A 16,720-nucleotide genomic window follows, 5' to 3' on the forward strand; every position below is an offset into this window, starting at 1 on the left:
CCCTCCCTTTAGATTTTTGTTGATAAAATCCTGACAACTTCAGTTTTCAAATTCCGTATTTTTGAAGAACCGTTATTATTCTGCAACGGTTCATTCTTTAGCTTACAATATGTATTTAATTTTCGATACTGAAACCACAGGTTTGCCACGCAATTACAATGCGCCCATCACCGATACGGATAACTGGCCACGTTGTATTCAGATTGCCTGGCAACTGCATGATGAAATGGGGAGATTGGTTGAACATCAGGATTACCTGGTTAAACCTGAGGGTTTTAATGTTCCCTATGATGCAGAAAGAATTCATGGTATTTCTACAGATTTAGCTGCCGAGCAGGGGATTTCACTACAGGAAGTTCTGGTGAAATTTAATGATGTGCTTTCCAGATCGAAGTTTATTGTCGGTCAGAATGTGGGCTTCGACGTTAATATTATGGGCTGTGAATTTCATCGCTTTGGTGTAGAAAACAGGTTGGCAGAGATGCCAGTTCTAGATACCTGTACTGAGGTAACAGCAGATTTGTTGAAGCTTCCTGGCGGTAGAGGAGGAAAGTTTAAGTTGCCCACCTTAACAGAATTACACTCTTATTTATTTGGTGTACCATTTAATGAGGCGCATAATGCGACTGCCGATGTGGAAGCTACTACGAGGTGTTTTCTGGAGTTGATAAAGAAAGAGGTTTTCAAGAAAGAAGAGTTACTTGTAGATGCTGAATATTTTCCGCGGTTCAGAGAGGTTAATCCGGGAACAATACCCAGTTTTGGTATACAGCATGTGAACTTAAAGTCTGCTTCGGATGAGATTCGTAAGCGTTTGCAGAAGGCTGACGGTGGTGTTTCGAAAAGGGAACTTGAGGAGAATAAGCAAGAGCTTGCTGCGGCAACTTTTGTTCATTTACATAACCATACGCAGTTTTCGGTTTTACAGAGTACCATCAGTATTCCGGCATTGGTAAAAGCTGCAGCGGCAAATAAAATGCCTGCGGTAGCGATGACCGATCATGCGAATATGATGGGGGCGTTTCATTTTGTTAATGCTGTTTTAAATCATAATAAGGCTGCGGAGGCAAAAAATGCTGAAGCTATTGAAGCAGGCCAACGACCTACGGAAGTGGTTATGACGCCAGTTGTTGGGGTAGAATTTTTTGTTTGTAATAACCACCTGGACAGAACATCAAAAGATAATGGTTATCAGATGGTGCTGTTGGCAAAAAATAAAAATGGTTATCACAATTTAGCTAAAATGTCGTCGATTGCCTATACGAAAGGGTTTTATTATGTGCCCAGAATAGACAGGCAGGTGATTGAGCAGTATAAGGACGATATTATTGTGTTGTCTGGTAATCTTTCAGGAGAAATCTCCAATAAGATTTTGAATTTAGGTGAGCATCAGGCTGAAGAGGCATTATTGTGGTGGAAGGAGCAGTTTGGTAATGATTTCTACATTGAGGTAATGCGCCACCATCAGGAGGACGAAGACCGCGTAAATGAAACCCTGATTTCACTTGCTAAAAAGCATGAAGTGAAATTAATTGCCACCAATAATACCTATTACATTGGTAAAAAAGATGCCAATGCCCACGATATTTTGCTTTGCGTAAAGGACGGGGAGAAGCAGGCTACTCCTATAGGTCGCGGAAGAGGTTACCGGTATGGTTTGCCAAACCAGGAGTACTATTTTAAATCCGGAGACGAAATGAAGGCGCTTTTTGCCGACTTGCCGGATGCGATTTTAAATATCCAAGAGGTTATAGATAAGATAGAAACCTACAAACTTGCCCGCGAGGTACTTTTGCCTAAGTTCGATATTCCAGAGCAGTTTTTGGTTGCAGAAGACGAGACTGATGGAGGAAAACGTGGAGAAAACAAATTTTTACGTCACCTGACTTACGAAGGAGCGAAGCGACGCTACCATGAATTAACGCCAGCGATTACTGAGCGGCTGGATTTTGAGCTGGCTACCATTGAAAAGACTGGTTATCCGGGCTATTTCTTGATTGTACAGGATTTCATTGCAGAGGCCCGCAACCTTGATGTATCAGTGGGGCCTGGCAGGGGGTCGGCGGCAGGTTCAGCTGTTGCCTATTGTTTAGGGATTACCAATATTGATCCGATTAAATACGATCTGCTTTTTGAGCGTTTCCTGAATCCGGACAGGGTTTCGATGCCGGATATTGATATCGATTTTGATGATGAGGGTCGTGGGCGCGTAATGGACTATGTAATTAATAAATATGGAGCCAACCAGGTTGCTCAGATTATTACTTATGGAACCATGGCGGCTAAGTCATCTATCCGGGATACTGCCCGGGTATTGGATTTGCCTTTATTTGAAGCAGATAAAATTGCCAAACTCATTCCAAATATGAAGTTGGCAAAGATTTTCAATCTCGACGAAAAGACATTGAAAGAAGCCTTACGTCCGGATGAGTATGAGAAGGTAGTTGAACTGAAGAATCTGGGATCCTTAAAAGATTTGAGTGCTGAAACTATACAACAGGCGCAAGTTTTAGAAGGATCGCTTCGGAATACCGGTATTCATGCCTGTGGGGTGATTATTACACCAAGCGATATTACCAACTTTGTTCCGGTTGCAACGGCAAAGGATTCTGATTTATATGTTACGCAGTTTGATAACTCAGTTGTAGAAAGTGCGGGGTTATTAAAGATGGACTTTCTGGGGTTGAAGACGCTCACGCTGATTAAGGATACTGTAAAGCTGGTTAAAAAGCGGCATGGCATTATGCTTAACCCGGATCATTTTCCGATAGATGATGTAATGACTTACGAGCTGTTTCAGCGCGGGGAGACCATTGGTATATTCCAATACGAGAGTCCGGGTATGCAGAAATACATGAAGGAATTAAAGCCTACCGTATTTGACGATTTAATTGCGATGAATGCGTTATACCGGCCTGGTCCGATGGAATACATTCCGAGTTTCGTTAGGCGTAAAAATGGTGAGGAAGAAATTCAGTATGATTTGGATGCCTGTGAGGAATATCTGAAAGAAACTTACGGTATCACCGTGTACCAGGAGCAGGTGATGCTTTTGTCGCAGAAGCTGGCAGGGTTTACCAAAGGTGAGGCCGACGTTTTGCGTAAGGCCATGGGTAAGAAGCAAAAAGACGTTCTTGACAAAATGAAGCCTAAGTTTGTAAAGCAGGCTGCGGAAAAAGGTCACGATGCTACAACCCTTGAAAAAATCTGGAAAGACTGGGAAGCATTTGCCTCTTATGCATTTAATAAGTCGCACTCTACCTGTTATGCCTGGATTGCCTATCAAACTGCCTATTTAAAGGCTCACTATCCGGCAGAATATATGGCTGCGGTACTTTCAAATAACATGAGTGACATTAAGCAGGTAGCGTTCTTTATGGAGGAATGCCGTCAGATGAGTGTTACGGTACTTGGACCTGATGTTAACGAGTCAGACCTTAAGTTCTCGGTAAATCAAAAAGGGGAGATCCGGTTTGGAATGTCGGCAGTAAAAGGTGTTGGAGAAAAGGCAGTGGAAAGCATTATTGAGGAGCGACTGGAAAATGGGGCTTATGCTTCAGTGTATGATTTTGCGAAGCGTTCGAATACTCGTATTGTTAACAAAAAAGCATACGAAAGTTTTGTATATAGTGGTGCATTTGATGCCTTCGGTGGCCACAGGGCACAGTATTTTTATATCGGCCCCAATGATAAAATGAATGGGATAGAGAAAATCATCAAGTTTGCCAATGATTTTCAGAATAATGAAAGTACCTCGCAAGGTTCTCTTTTCGGGGGCTCAAAAGCAGACCTGATTTTAGAGCCCAGTTTACCTGTTTCGCCAGAATGGGCGTTAATGGACCGATTGAAATATGAAAAGGATGCGATCGGGATTTTTCTTTCCGGGCACCCTCTGGACAACTATAAGCTTGAATTAGATCGCTTTTGCACCAATAGTGTTAAGCAACTCAGCATCATCAATAAAGTTAGGATGGGTGATTCGAATGAAGAGGTTTTAGCCGAGTTTGATAAACTTAAGAATCGTGAGTTATGTGTTGGGGGGTTAGTAGTATCAGCATCTCAGAGAATTACCAAGACCGGAAAGCCTTTCGGAACCTTTGTTTTTGAGGATTATGATGACGCTTGTGAGATGGCGTTGTTTGGGGAAGATTTTTTAAAGTTTAAATCGTTTTTGACGGAGGGGTATTTTCTCCAGATCAGAGGTAGGGTAGGGGAACGTTTTGGGAAAGCCGGCGACTGGGAGTTTAAAATTACAGCCATTAATTTAATGTCGGAACTGAGAGATAAACTAGCAAAAAGCCTAACCATACAAGTTCCGATAGAGCGTGTAAACGAAGAACTCATGCGTGAGATTGAAGCGATTTTAGCAGACAATAAGGCAAACTCTGAGCAGCAAAACTGCCAACTTAACTTTGCTGTTTTCGATAGTGAAAAGCAGATTATGCTGGATTTGCCTTCGAAGAACCTAAAGATCAATCCAAATAATAAGTTCTTGGAACAATTGGTGGGGTTGAATGTTGTTAACTACAAGCTTAACTAAGGCAGAAGGTTGAAGGTTAAATGGCAGAAGGGTCAGGCATTCAAGAATCTCTCATTTTTAACATCGGTACCCTCTACCTCAAAGTAATGTCAAATTGACATTATACAGTTACTGGCATTACAATTGAATACATATATTTGAACATAAAAAAAAATAGTTATGGCATTAGAAATCACAGATGCAAACTTCGAGGAGCTTGTATTAAAGTCAGATAAACCCGTATTAGTAGATTTTTGGGCAGAATGGTGTGGCCCATGTCGCATGGTAGGTCCGGTTGTTGAAGAAATCGCTAAGGAATACGATGGAAAAGCAGTAGTAGGAAAAGTAAACGTGGATAATAACCCACAAATTTCTATGCAGTTTGGTATTCGTAACATCCCGGCTCTATTGTATTTCAAAGACGGTCAGGTTGTTGATAAACAAGTTGGTGCAGTTCCAAAATCAGTATTGGCTGAGAAACTAAACAAACAAATTGCATAGATAAGGGAAATTAAGTATTAAGATTTTTAGGTGCGGATTTTGATTTCCGGCGCTGATTATCAATGCAATTACTTAAGTCCTGTAACATATTTAAAACCCGGGTTCCTTTAATGAATCCGGGTTTTTTATTGTAGAAATATTTTTGTTCCTTTAATTAAAATCTAATCATGTCTATGAACCTATTCACTAACAAAACATTAGGTTTAGTATTTACGGGTATTGCTTTAAACTGTGCAAATATTGCATGTGTTTTGGCTCAAAATCCTGTGGAAACTAATCCGCCATCTGCAGATTATAAACCTGCGTTTGATGGCCAAACACGTATCTCTGGTGTAAAAACTACTACGCCATTATCTGTAAGTATACTTAATGAAAAACTTGACCGGCCCTGGGCTATTTCAGTGCTTCCTTCAGGTGGATTCTTAATCACTCAAAAAGGCGGCAATATGGTTATCCTGACTGCTGATGGAAAATCGAGTAAGGTTATCAATGGCTTGCCTAAGGTAGATGATTCAGGTCAGGGTGGATTGCTGGATGTAACGCTGGATCCCGATTTTGCGAAGAACAGAATGATTTACTGGGCTTATTCTGAGCCTCAAACCAAAGGTGTTTTACTGGCTATTGCAAAGGGAAAACTGGCGGAAAGTGAAACGGCGATAGAAAGCCAAACCATCATTTACCGTGCCAGCCCCGCCTACGGAGGGAAACTACAGTATGGATCGCGTATTGTGTTCGATAAAAACGGTAATATGTTTGTGAGTACGGGAGAGCGTTCGGGTGGTGACATCAGAATACAGGCTCAATATTTAAATTCTTCCTTAGGTAAAATTCTGCATTTAACGACCGATGGAAAGGCTGTTGCGGGCGGACCATTTGCAGGTAAAGCGGATGCGCGGCCTGAGATCTATGCCCTGGGGCTTCGTAACCCGGATGGCTTGGCCATCAATCCGCAGACAGGTGATTTATGGGAGGCAGAATTTGGTCCGAAAGGTGGCGATGAGGTAAATATCATTAAGCCTGGCAAGAATTATGGATGGCCAATTCTAACTTATGGAACGGAATATAGTGGTAATAAGGTAGGGGATGGTATTCAACAGAAAGAGGGAATGGAGCAGCCTGTTTATTACTGGAATCCGAGTATTTCGCCGGGCTGCATTGCCTTTTACAATAGCAGTGCTATACCGGAATGGAAAGGAAATCTTTTTGTTGGAGGGTTAGGTGGATCACATATTATCCGCTTGGTAATTAAAGACAATAAGATTGTAGGTGAAGAGCGTTTGCTTGAAGGAAAAGGGGAGCGATTCCGTGATATGGTTGAGAAAGACGGATCCTTGTTTTCTGTTACTGATAATGGAAAACTGTTTAAGATTTCGAAGAAGTAGGGACAAACTGACCTACAAACTTAATCCCAAATTCACTTGTGAATTTGGGATTTTTTTATATATTATGTATTTCGCATGGAGTGCACGAACGGGGTTCGACCGCAGTAAGTCCGCAGAAATCGCATAAACTGCGGAAAGAGTTTGGTTTTAATGAATGTTTATATTAACTTTATGGTAAGCAGGGCTTAAGTGAAGAATAACTAAGGGATGGATAACCATGCCTTTTAAGATTACTTAAGTTTGAATCAATCCCCTCTATTGTGGCTCACATCCTTTTAAAAAGAACTAATTTAAAAGGAATATTATGGCAATTTTTTATGGAAAGAACATCAAGGGCTCATTAGCCGGTATGGTGTTTTCGCAAGTTGGCGACATTACAGTAGTAAGGTCAAAGCCAGAAGAGGTTAAACAAACAGCAGCTACTAAACGAGCGGCGGCGATATTCGGGAAGTATATCAGTCCTTTTGCACGAATAGTCAGAACCGCGCTAACCCCTATTCACCGGAGGTGGTACGATTTAAAAATGGCTAACCGGATGAACAGTCAGATATCAACTATTTTGTATCAGCACCGGCAGGCGGATGGCACTTTTCTCTTTAACAATCAAAGCTTTGATCGTTTAGCGGGGTTTAACTTCAATTCAGGTAGTTTACTTGATAACAGTCTATTGAAGTATCCTGAAATCAGTTGGGGGGATGGAAAATTCAGTATTCAAGTTCCACAATATTTATCAAAGGATATTCGTTATCCATTGGGTTTTTCCCGTGGTCAGGTGAATATCAGGGTGGATTACTTTAATCTGGAAAAGGGCACACATTCTTTCATTGAGTTGCCATTCCGTGATTTAATCCGTCATGTTGATGGGCCTCCTGGAGAAAATTTTGAATTTGACTTTCCGGCAGGTTGTCTGGCCATTATCAGTGCATCAGTTTTGTTTGTGGAAAATAACTTGTCTGGTTCAACAATTTTCAATAGCAAAGCCTTTCATCCTGCGGGGATCATTGGTGCGCGATATCACCGTGCTCCCGGAAAAAAGGGTTCATCTAAGTGGGGAAGCTATTCACTTAAACTGCCTCTTATCAGTGCATAAGAATAATGTGAAATTTCGCGTCTGCGAATAAATATTCAAGCTAAAAAAGGCCGGTTTGTACCGGCTTTTTTTTAGCTTTACAATATGCAGTCTGTTAGTTACGATAATGAAACCAGTTTTGGGAATCTGGAAATTTTGGCTCAGCAAGTGGTTGAGGGTTTTATTACGGGCTTGCATAAAAGTCCTTTTCATGGTTTCTCTGTGGAATTTGCTGAGCACCGGCAATATAATAATGGCGACAATGTTAAAGGTATAGACTGGAAGCTTTTTGCAAAAACCGATAAACTGTATAGTAAGCGTTTTGAAGAAGAAACGAATCTTCGTGCTCAATTTGTTATTGATGTTTCATCGTCAATGTATTTTCCAGAACCTCGAAACAACAAGCTGACTTTTTCTATCCAGGCGGCTGCATCATTAATGTATCTACTCAAAAGACAGCGGGATGCCTTCGGATTGAGCTTATTCACTGATGAAATTCTGCTCAGCTCTCCGGCAAAATCTACTACCATTCATCAGAAATATTTATTTACACAACTGGAAGAATTGTTGCAGAAGCCTAAGGTGCATGCGAAAACTAATTTGAGCGAGGCCTTGCATCAGGTTTCTGAATTAATTCACAAGCGTTCGCTCGTTATTATTTTCAGCGATCTTTTTAATACTGGTATCAGCCAGGAAAACACGGATGAATTTTTCGATGCGTTGCAGCATTTGAAATTCAACAAACATGAAGTAGTGGTTTTTAATGTTACAGATAAATCAAAAGAGGTTGACTTTGATTATGAAAACCGTCCTTACCAGTTTGTAGATATGGAAACCGGAGAAGCCATCAAAGTACATACTAACCAGGTGAAGGATAGTTATTCTGTAGCGATTTCTCAATACCGGCAACAGATATCTCTGAAGTGCGCTCAATATAAGATCGACCTGATTGATGCGGATATCAATGAAGGGTTTTACCCCATTTTACAGGCTTATTTAATCAAGAGGCAAAAGTTAGGCTAGACTGACAAACAACTGGCATTTTGAGCTGTTAAATGTTAAATAAATGATTTGAATTTAAACCTCGGATATATGTTAGAAAAAGGTACTGTAGCGCCAGATTTTGAATTGAATGCTACCCCCGATCAGAAAATAGAGCTTAAAGATTTTCGTGGAAAAAATGTTATTCTGGCTTTTTATCCTGCAGACTGGAGTCCTGTTTGTAGTGATCAAATGGCACTTTACAATGAAATGCTGAAATTTTTCACGAAACATGACGCACAGATTTTCGGGATTTCTGTGGATAGTGGCTGGTGCCACATGGCATTTTCAAATGACCGCAAACTCCATTTTCCTCTATTAGCTGATTTTGAGCCGAAGGGCGCTGTATCAAAAGCGTATGGTGTGTATGATGATGAAGTGGGTGAAAGTAAAAGAGCATTATTTGTCATAGATAAAGAAGGGAAGATAGCCTGGAGTTATTTATCGCCAACTGCTGTCAATCCGGGTGCTGATGGAATTTTAGATGCATTAGAGGAAATTGAAAAACGATAAGATTATGAGCACATTAAAACCAGAAGTTAGCACAAACGATCATATGCAAGGCGGAGACAGTGCTTCTATTACCATCGTAGAATTTGGTGATTATGAGTGTCCTCACTGCGGAAATGCTTATCCGATTATAAAGGAGATTGAAGAGACCTTTGGCGACCAGGTCAAATTAGTATTCCGGAACTTTCCACTGCAGGAGGCTCATGAATTTGCTTATCCTGCGGCATTAGCTGCTGAAGCTGCAGCCTTGCAGCATAAGTTCTGGGAGATGCATGACGCCATTTATGAAAATCAGTACCGGTTGGATGAAGGACTTTTTAATGAAATTGCGGAGACCTTGGGTTTGGACCTGGAACAGTTTGCTGCAGATTTATCATCAGAAGTTGTTAAAGAAAAAGTTGAATCTGATTTTGAGAGCGGCGTTAGGAGTGGTGTAAATGGCACTCCTTCTTTTTACGTTAATGGCAAAAAGTTTGATGGCGGAGCAACAGATCTGTATCAGATGCTCAAAGAAAGTACGGAGTAGTTTCATTCATTATCGGGTGTAAAAATATTTTGAAATAAAAAACCTCATGTATTTTTCAATACATGAGGTATCAGATAAGGGTAACCGGAAAACTAAAAAACTAATTATGAGTTTTTAGAATTTAACAAAACGGAAATCGCTTCTGGTGTTTTGTTATTTCAAAGGTGCGGTTCAATTATGAAGTTTATGTGAAGAAATTAAATTCTGCATTAACGAATCAATCCTTAAAGTCTTTTTCAAGTCAGATTGGCTTTATAAGCCTGAAACTTCAAAACAATATTTTTCTTTTTTTATTTAATAAATATTCATGATCATCGTGATTATGGATTTTAAAAGATTAGCCATGAGTAAAAATGTAGCAGAGCAACTGGTAGATATGCTGGTTGAAGCTGGTGTAAAAAGAATTTATGCCGTTACGGGAGATAGTCTGAACTATTTCAACGAAGCGGTTAGGAAAAACGGAAAGATCAGGTGGATCCACGTTCGTAATGAAGAGGCGGGTGCGTTTGCCGCCGCGGCGGAGGCGGAACTAGACGGCATTGCTTGTTGTGCTGGTAGTTGTGGTCCTGGGCATGTACACCTGATTAATGGCTTATATGACGCCCATCGCTCACACGTGCCGGTGATTGCAATTGCCTCCACTATACCAACCGGTGAATTTGGAATGGATTTTTTTCAGGAAACCAATACCATTAAACTTTTTGATGATTGCAGTTTTTACAATCAGGTAGCCACTACGCCCGAACAGGCACCAAGAATGCTTCAAACTGCTTTACAGCATGCCATACATCAAAAAGGTGTGGCCGTTTTTGGATTACCAGGCGACGTTTCTCAAATGGATGCTGTGGAAAGTGTTACCTCTATGCAGTTTTTCAGTAATAAGCCCGTTATTCGTCCTTCTGAGCAAGAATTGGGCGAACTGGCCTTGTTGTTAAATTCCGAAAAGAAAATTACGCTTTATTGTGGCATTGGCGCGGCCGAGGCCCATGATGAAGTTGTTGCACTTGCCTCGAGACTAAAGGCTCCTGTTTCATTCTCTTTCAGGGGGAAAATGAGTATTCAGCCAAATAACCCTTACGAAGTTGGGATGACCGGGTTGTTGGGGCAGCCTTCGGGTTATCATGCCATGCATGAGGCAGATGTTGTGTTACTTTTAGGTACGGACTTCCCTTACGTAAATTTCATGCCTGTAAAAAACAAGATTATACAAATTGATGAACGGCCTGAGCGTTTAGGCAGAAGGGCAAAATTAACTATGGGATTGTGTGGAAATATTGCAGATTCCCTTGCTGCTTTACTACCTCTTTTGGAGGAGAAGGCAGATGACTCCTTTTTGAAATCTCAATTGGAATTTTATGGTAAGGTAAAAGAAAATCAACAGGTTTATATTAAAGATCAAGGGGAAGAAAATAAGATTCAGCCTGAATTTGTTGCCGATACGCTTAACCGTCTTGCCTCAACCGATGCCATTTTTACTGTAGATACTGGTATGTGCTGTGTCTGGGGCGCGAGGTTTATCGATGGTACCGGAAAGCGTAAGATGCTCGGATCGTTCAATCATGGATCAATGGCGAATGCAATGCCAATGGCTATCGGTGCGGCTTTAGCTCATCCTGAAAGGCAGGTTATCGCGTTGTGTGGTGATGGAGGTTTATCGATGCTTCTGGGGGACATTGCCACTATAAAGCAATACAACTTACCCGTTAAGCTTATTGTTTTTAATAACAGGGCTTTAGGGATGGTTAAGTTAGAAATGGAGGTGGACGGGCTGCCTGATAATGAAACGGACATGATCAATCCTGATTTTGCACTCGTTGCGCAAGCGATGGGTTTTAAGGGTATAACCGTTTCGAAGCCAGAGGATGTTGAAACTGCTATTGCGCATGCTTTGATTGAAGACGGTCCTGTGCTTTTGAATATTATGACCAATCCAAACGCATTGGCTATGCCTCCGAAGATAGAATGGAAACAGATTAAGGGAATGACTGAATCAATGACTAAACTCATGCTTGGCGGGAAAATGAGTGAGGTTTTTGACACTATTAAATCGAATTACAAGCATCTGGGGGAAGTGTTGTAAGGCAGCGTATTTATTCGTCATTCCCGATTGACGGGAATGACGAATCTAATGGTTACAAATTTCCCCGTAACTCCTGTTCCCTTTCCAGGGATTCAAACAGGGCTTTAAAGTTACCGGCTCCAAAACTTTGTGCTCCTTTTCTCTGAATAATTTCGAAAAATAAAGTCGGCCGATCTTCTACCGGTTTAGTGAAAATCTGGAGCAGATAGCCTTCTTCGTCACAATCGACCAAAATCCCTAAACTTTCTAACAGTGCGATTTCTTCATCAATTTTGCCCACTCGCTGCGGCATCATATCGTAGTAAGCTTCAGGGGGTGCACTGAGAAATTCGACGCCGCGGGATTTTAATTCTTTTACTGTTTTGACAATATCTTTTGTTGCCACTGCGATGTGCTGGACACCTTCTCCTTCATAGTATTCGAGATATTCTTCGATTTGTGATTTCTTTTTACCTTCGGCGGGTTCGTTGATCGGAAATTTTGAATAGCCGTTTCCATTGCTCATTACTTTACTCATTAGCGCGGAGTATTCCGTATTAATTTGTTTATCATCAAAAGAGAGGATATTTACAAAACCCATTACCTCCTCATACCATTTTACGGCTTCGTTCATGCGGTTCCAACCTACATTGCCTACGCAGTGGTCGATGTAAAGCAAGCCTGCATCTGAAGGATTGTAATCACTTATCCATTCCCTGTAGCCAGGCATGAAAATGCCATTGTAATTTTTCCGCTCGATAAACATATGAACTGTTTCCCCGTAGGTATAAATACCACTCATTCTGACTTCTCCCTTTTCATCGTTAATTGTTTTCGGTTCCAGGTAAGGTTTTGCACCTCTTTTTGTTGTTTCTTCAAATGCGCTATAAGCATCATCGACCCATAGTGCCAGCACTTTTACACCATCACCATGATTTTTGACGTGTTCGGCAATGGGGTGATCAGATTTTAACGCTGTTGTGAGAATAATTCGGATTTTACCCTGCTGCAAAACGTAGGAGGCGCGATCTCTAACGCCCGTTTCGGGCCCAGCATAAGCCAGGCTTTGGAATCCAAATGCTGTTTTATAGTAATGAGCAGCCTGTTTGGCATTGCCGACATAAAATTCGATATAGTCTGTACCATTAATAGGCAGGAAATCCTGTGCTTTTGCTATCTTTTCTGCAAATGTTAATGTTTCCATCGTTTGTTATTTTGTGATTGGTTATGTATCTAATATGTATTTGGATTCAGTGGTTTACTCCTGTTTCCAGCTCTGATAGTAATTTTCATCTTCGATATCGAGCGCATCCTGTGTTAGCATTAAAGGCTTAAAGGGATCGATCATTACCGCAAGTTCATCTGTTCTTTCTTTTCCTATGGATTTTTCGACTGTTCCGGGATGAGGTCCATGTGGGATACCACCGGGGTGAAGTGTTATTTGTCCTTTTACTACACTCTTTCTGCTCATGAAATCCCCATCTACATAATACAATACTTCATCGCTATCTACATTACTATGGTTGTATGGAGCGGGAATGGAATCGGGATGATAATCATATTTCCTGGGGACAAAAGAACAGACCACAAAGTTATGGCCTTCGAAAGTCTGGTGTACTGGTGGCGGCTGATGTAAGCGCCCGGTAATCGGTTCGAAATCGTGAATTGAAAAAGCATAGGGATAGTGGTAGCCATCCCATCCGATATAGTCAAATGGATGTGTTCCATAGGTATAAGGGTAAATTAGGCCTTGTTTTTTGATCAGTATTTTGAAATCTCCATGCTCATCATGCGTTTGCAGATTTTGTGGAAGCCTCAAATCCCGCTCACAGTATGGTGAATGTTCCATCAGCTGTCCATACTGGTTGAGGTAACGTTTAGGTGGCCTTAAGGGGCTGAAACTTTCGATAATGAATAGGCGATTATTTTCGTCGTTAAATTCCATCTGGTAAATTGTTCCTCTTGGAATGATGAGGTAATCGCCATATGCAAAGCAAATTTCACCAAATCCTGTTTTGAGTTTTCCGGAGCCTTCGTGAATAAAAATCAGTTCATCTGCCTGACTGTTTTTGTAAAAGTAGTCCGTCATTGACTTTCTGGGGGCCGCCAGTACAATGTGTAAATCACTGTTTACGAGTATTGGTTTCCGACTCTTCAGATAATCATCTTCCGGTTTAATTTTAAAGCCAATGAGACTTGTGTGTTTTAAATGCTTTTCCCGTGCAACATTTGGTTCAACATTGTAGGGTTCGCCTAAATGCTTTACAATTGTTGGGGGGTAGGAATGGTAAACCAAGGAGTATAAGCTGGAAAAGCCTTCAGTAGACACGAGCTCTTCGGCGTAGAGATTGCCGTCGGGTTTGCGGAAAACCGTATGGCGTTTAGGGGGTATTTGCCCTAATTTGTGATAAACAGGCATAACAAAGAAATTATGGTTAGAAAAAAAATCTTAATGGATGAACAATCGGAGCGCAAATGCGTTTTCGATTAATAGAAAACAGTGAGGATATTAAAGAGAATATTGAGCCATGATCAGTTTAGATAGCATTTTATAGCGACGAGCAGCAATTGCATCATTAACTAAGGTAATATGTAATGCTTTTAAGATCATGTTCTTATTGATACAAGGTAAGTATATTATTTGAAAATTGAAATTTTAATTTACCTTTAACTAATTACAATCGTTCCCAAGATGAGATTTATTTTAACAGTTATTTTTTGTGTAACTATCGGTTATGCGGGTTATTCACAGCAGCGGGCCCACTATAGAATTAAGGTGGAAGACCGTGGAGGGAAAATGACAAGAGGGGACTTTTATGCTGCTTCTGATGATGGTTTGACCCTGATCAGAAATCGGAAGGATACGCTTAAATTAAGTGCTGACAGTATTGTCGCGCTTCATATCCAGCGTAAGGGTTTTGTTGCGCCATTGGCCATCGCAGGCGGCGTTGCTTTCTTTGTTTTTGCAGCAAAGAGTGATAAGATTGCTGAATCTCTGGTACTTATTGTTGCGGGCGTACCTGCCGGTATTGCAGCCGGAACATTTCTTGGAAACGCGATTTCCACTAAGAAAAAATACAAGGCACTAGAGGCAAAAGATTTTCCGATGATTAAAGACAATTTGAAACAGTTCACGGTGTTAAAATAATAATGTGGTTTATTCTTGTTGCCAAATTTATTTAGCTTTGAAAAGTATTCTAACCAAATTATATGAAACTAGTATCTTATAAAACTGAAGATAGCGCACACCTCGGCGTTTTTATAAACGGTCATATTTACAATCTAAATAGCTGTGACAAGTTGCTTCCTGATAGCATGAGCGCATTTCTGGATGGTGGAGAGGTATTGATGGAAAGGGCTAAGAAGGTAGATGGAGAGATTAAGAGTGGTTTAATTGAAGCCAAGGAAGAAATTTTTTATGAGCTTCTGGCTCCTGTTCCTCATCCAGCGAGTTGCAGGGATGGCTATGCTTTCCGGCAACATGTTGCTGCTGCGCGTAGAAACCGGAATGTTGAAATGATCTCCCAGTTTGATGAATATCCTATATTTTATTTTACCAATCATAACTCTATTCAGGGTACCGGAGAAATTGAGTGTATGCCAGATCATTTCGATAAGCTCGATTTCGAATTGGAACTGGCTGTTGTGATCGGCAAGAAAGGTAGAAATATCAGGGCAAGTGAGGCGGATGAATATATTGCCGGATATATGGTGATGAATGACATGAGTGCAAGAACATTGCAGATGGAAGAAATGCTTTTAAACCTTGGCCCTGCGAAGGGGAAAGATTTTGCTACTACAATAGGGCCCTGGTTAGTTACTCCGGATGAGCTTGAGCCATATAAGGTTCCGTGTAAAGAAGGACATACCGGAAATGCTTACCATTTGAAAATGACCTGCCGGGTTAACGGTATAGAGGTATCGAGGGGCAATGCGGCAGATATGGACTGGACATTTGCCGAAATTATTGAGCGCTGTGCATATGGGGTAGATATATTACCTGGTGATGTAATTGGTTCAGGAACTGTAGGTACCGGTTGTTTTTTAGAACTTAACGGAACGGGATTATTAAATGATCCAGATTATCAGGTACAATGGTTGCAGGCTGGAGATGTTGTGGAAATGGAGATTACAGGTTTAGGTGCCCTGACGAATACCATTACGCGTGCTGCTAGTGATTTTTCGATTCTCGGCCTGAAAAAATAAGAGGCTGCCAGATGTTAACACTAAATACTGAAGACTTATCGGCTGTTGAATTGCAGCATTATCTGCAATATGCCATTGCGCCCCGGCCAATTTGTTTTGCTTCTACAATAGATGAGGCGGGCAATGTGAATTTAAGTCCCTTCAGTTTTTTTAATATGTTTAGTACGAAACCACCCATTTGTGTGTTTTCGCCTTCGAGGCGTGTACGTGACAATACGACTAAACATACGCTTGAAAATGTGCTTCAGGTAAGGGAATGTGTGATCAATATCGTGAATTATGATATGGTTCAGCAGATGAGTTTGGCCAGTACCGAATATGGTAGGGGTGTAAATGAATTTGAAAAAGCTGGTTTTACGATGTTAAAGTCGGATATGGTTGGTCCACCACGGGTTGCCGAGGCACCTGTTCAGCTTGAGTGCGTCGTTAATGATGTTATTTCTCTTGGCGATGTGCACGGTGCCGGAAATTTAGTTTTAGCAGAAGTAAAGCTGATTCATATTAAAGAATCAATTCTGGATCATGATGGGAAAATTGATCAGCAGAAAATAGATCTGGTGGCTCGTTTGGGTGGGGACTGGTATTGCAGAGTTAAGGCTGAAAATTTATTTAAAGTTGCTAAACCACTTGCGCGGTTGGGGATAGGCGTTGACCAGTTGCCTAAAGCGGTGAGATTATCGAAAGTATTAACGGGAAATGATTTAGGGATGCTTGGAAATGTGGAGCAGCTTCCGAGTGAGGATGAAGTTGACCTTGTTATGTTGACCCCAGAAGTTAAGGAAATTATGGATGCTACGATTGGTGACCCTACCAATCGGGAAAGAGAATTACATGAGCTTGCAAAAAGCTTTCTTCAAACGGGAAATGTAGACATTGCTTTAAGGATAGTTTTACTTTAAATTTTTAG

The 16,720-nt window shown here is 41.0% G+C and carries 13 protein-coding genes; 11 read left to right on the forward strand and 2 right to left on the reverse strand.

Annotation, left to right across the window (positions count from 1 at the left end):
* Nucleotides 1–109 precede the first annotated feature (109 nt).
* From dnaE to R2Q80_RS02170, 8 genes are all read left to right on the forward strand, one after another.
* Entirely contained in the window at nt 110–4,540 is a 4,431-nt protein-coding gene (dnaE, locus tag R2Q80_RS02135; protein WP_316798525.1) for a DNA polymerase III subunit alpha, read from the forward strand.
* Between the two features lie 159 nt (nt 4,541–4,699).
* Nucleotides 4,700–5,020, forward strand: coding sequence for a thioredoxin (gene trxA / locus R2Q80_RS02140; protein ID WP_047797638.1), 321 nt, complete (start codon nt 4,700–4,702; stop codon nt 5,018–5,020).
* Nucleotides 5,021–5,187: 167 nt separating this feature from the next.
* A complete protein-coding gene (locus R2Q80_RS02145; protein ID WP_316797998.1) occupies nt 5,188–6,402 on the forward strand; it encodes a PQQ-dependent sugar dehydrogenase in 1,215 nt (404 codons plus the stop codon).
* A gap of 304 nt (nt 6,403–6,706) precedes the next feature.
* Nucleotides 6,707–7,492, forward strand: coding sequence for a hypothetical protein (locus R2Q80_RS02150; protein WP_316797999.1), 786 nt, complete (start codon nt 6,707–6,709; stop codon nt 7,490–7,492).
* Nucleotides 7,493–7,576: 84 nt separating this feature from the next.
* Nucleotides 7,577–8,494, forward strand: coding sequence for a DUF58 domain-containing protein (locus tag R2Q80_RS02155; RefSeq protein ID WP_316798000.1), 918 nt, complete (start codon nt 7,577–7,579; stop codon nt 8,492–8,494).
* Between the two features lie 69 nt (nt 8,495–8,563).
* Entirely contained in the window at nt 8,564–9,025 is a 462-nt protein-coding gene (locus R2Q80_RS02160) for a redoxin domain-containing protein (protein WP_316798001.1), read from the forward strand.
* 4 nt (nt 9,026–9,029) lie between these two features.
* Nucleotides 9,030–9,548: a DsbA family protein gene (locus R2Q80_RS02165; RefSeq protein ID WP_316798002.1), complete on the forward strand. Its 519-nt coding sequence runs from the start codon at nt 9,030–9,032 to the stop codon at nt 9,546–9,548.
* 343 nt (nt 9,549–9,891) lie between these two features.
* A complete protein-coding gene (locus R2Q80_RS02170; RefSeq protein ID WP_316798003.1) occupies nt 9,892–11,628 on the forward strand; it encodes a thiamine pyrophosphate-dependent enzyme in 1,737 nt (578 codons plus the stop codon).
* A gap of 52 nt (nt 11,629–11,680) precedes the next feature.
* Here the strand turns inward: R2Q80_RS02170 and hppD are convergent, their stop codons facing one another.
* Nucleotides 11,681–12,811 carry a 4-hydroxyphenylpyruvate dioxygenase gene (gene hppD / locus R2Q80_RS02175; RefSeq protein WP_316798004.1) on the reverse strand — a complete coding sequence of 377 codons (1,131 nt, stop codon included), beginning with the start codon at nt 12,809–12,811 and terminating at the stop codon, nt 11,681–11,683.
* A gap of 54 nt (nt 12,812–12,865) precedes the next feature.
* Nucleotides 12,866–14,026 carry a homogentisate 1,2-dioxygenase gene (locus R2Q80_RS02180; protein WP_316798005.1) on the reverse strand — a complete coding sequence of 387 codons (1,161 nt, stop codon included), beginning with the start codon at nt 14,024–14,026 and terminating at the stop codon, nt 12,866–12,868.
* A gap of 273 nt (nt 14,027–14,299) precedes the next feature.
* Here R2Q80_RS02180 and R2Q80_RS02185 point away from each other — a divergent pair, with 273 nt between their 5' ends.
* The 3 genes from R2Q80_RS02185 (at nt 14,300) to R2Q80_RS02195 (ending at nt 16,712) form a co-directional block, all read left to right on the forward strand.
* Nucleotides 14,300–14,755, forward strand: a complete 456-nt coding sequence (locus tag R2Q80_RS02185; RefSeq protein WP_316798006.1) for a hypothetical protein — start codon at nt 14,300–14,302, stop codon at nt 14,753–14,755.
* A gap of 62 nt (nt 14,756–14,817) precedes the next feature.
* Entirely contained in the window at nt 14,818–15,813 is a 996-nt protein-coding gene (locus tag R2Q80_RS02190) for a fumarylacetoacetate hydrolase family protein (RefSeq protein WP_316798007.1), read from the forward strand.
* A gap of 11 nt (nt 15,814–15,824) precedes the next feature.
* Nucleotides 15,825–16,712 (forward strand): flavin reductase family protein, encoded by an 888-nt coding sequence (locus R2Q80_RS02195; protein ID WP_316798008.1) that lies wholly within the window; start codon nt 15,825–15,827, stop codon nt 16,710–16,712.
* Nucleotides 16,713–16,720: the final 8 nt, after the last annotated feature.

Source organism: Pedobacter frigidisoli, from assembly GCF_032678525.1.
GTDB classification, from domain to species: domain Bacteria; phylum Bacteroidota; class Bacteroidia; order Sphingobacteriales; family Sphingobacteriaceae; genus Pedobacter; species Pedobacter frigidisoli_A.

Excerpts from the sequence above, each read along its gene's own strand:
- trxA (WP_047797638.1), top strand. The coding sequence starts at position 4,700 with ATGGCATTAGAAATCACAGATGCAAACTTCGAGGAGCTTGTATTAAAG.
- R2Q80_RS02180 (WP_316798005.1), bottom strand. The coding sequence starts at position 14,026 with ATGCCTGTTTATCACAAATTAGGGCAAATACCCCCTAAACGCCATACG.
- R2Q80_RS02150 (WP_316797999.1), top strand. The coding sequence starts at position 6,707 with ATGGCAATTTTTTATGGAAAGAACATCAAGGGCTCATTAGCCGGTATG.
- R2Q80_RS02160 (WP_316798001.1), top strand. The coding sequence starts at position 8,564 with ATGTTAGAAAAAGGTACTGTAGCGCCAGATTTTGAATTGAATGCTACC.
- R2Q80_RS02165 (WP_316798002.1), top strand. The coding sequence starts at position 9,030 with ATGAGCACATTAAAACCAGAAGTTAGCACAAACGATCATATGCAAGGC.
- R2Q80_RS02185 (WP_316798006.1), top strand. The coding sequence starts at position 14,300 with ATGAGATTTATTTTAACAGTTATTTTTTGTGTAACTATCGGTTATGCG.
- R2Q80_RS02195 (WP_316798008.1), top strand. The coding sequence starts at position 15,825 with ATGTTAACACTAAATACTGAAGACTTATCGGCTGTTGAATTGCAGCAT.
- dnaE (WP_316798525.1), top strand. The coding sequence starts at position 110 with ATGTATTTAATTTTCGATACTGAAACCACAGGTTTGCCACGCAATTAC.
- R2Q80_RS02170 (WP_316798003.1), top strand. The coding sequence starts at position 9,892 with ATGAGTAAAAATGTAGCAGAGCAACTGGTAGATATGCTGGTTGAAGCT.
- R2Q80_RS02190 (WP_316798007.1), top strand. The coding sequence starts at position 14,818 with ATGAAACTAGTATCTTATAAAACTGAAGATAGCGCACACCTCGGCGTT.
- R2Q80_RS02145 (WP_316797998.1), top strand. The coding sequence starts at position 5,188 with ATGTCTATGAACCTATTCACTAACAAAACATTAGGTTTAGTATTTACG.
- R2Q80_RS02155 (WP_316798000.1), top strand. The coding sequence starts at position 7,577 with ATGCAGTCTGTTAGTTACGATAATGAAACCAGTTTTGGGAATCTGGAA.
- hppD (WP_316798004.1), bottom strand. The coding sequence starts at position 12,811 with ATGGAAACATTAACATTTGCAGAAAAGATAGCAAAAGCACAGGATTTC.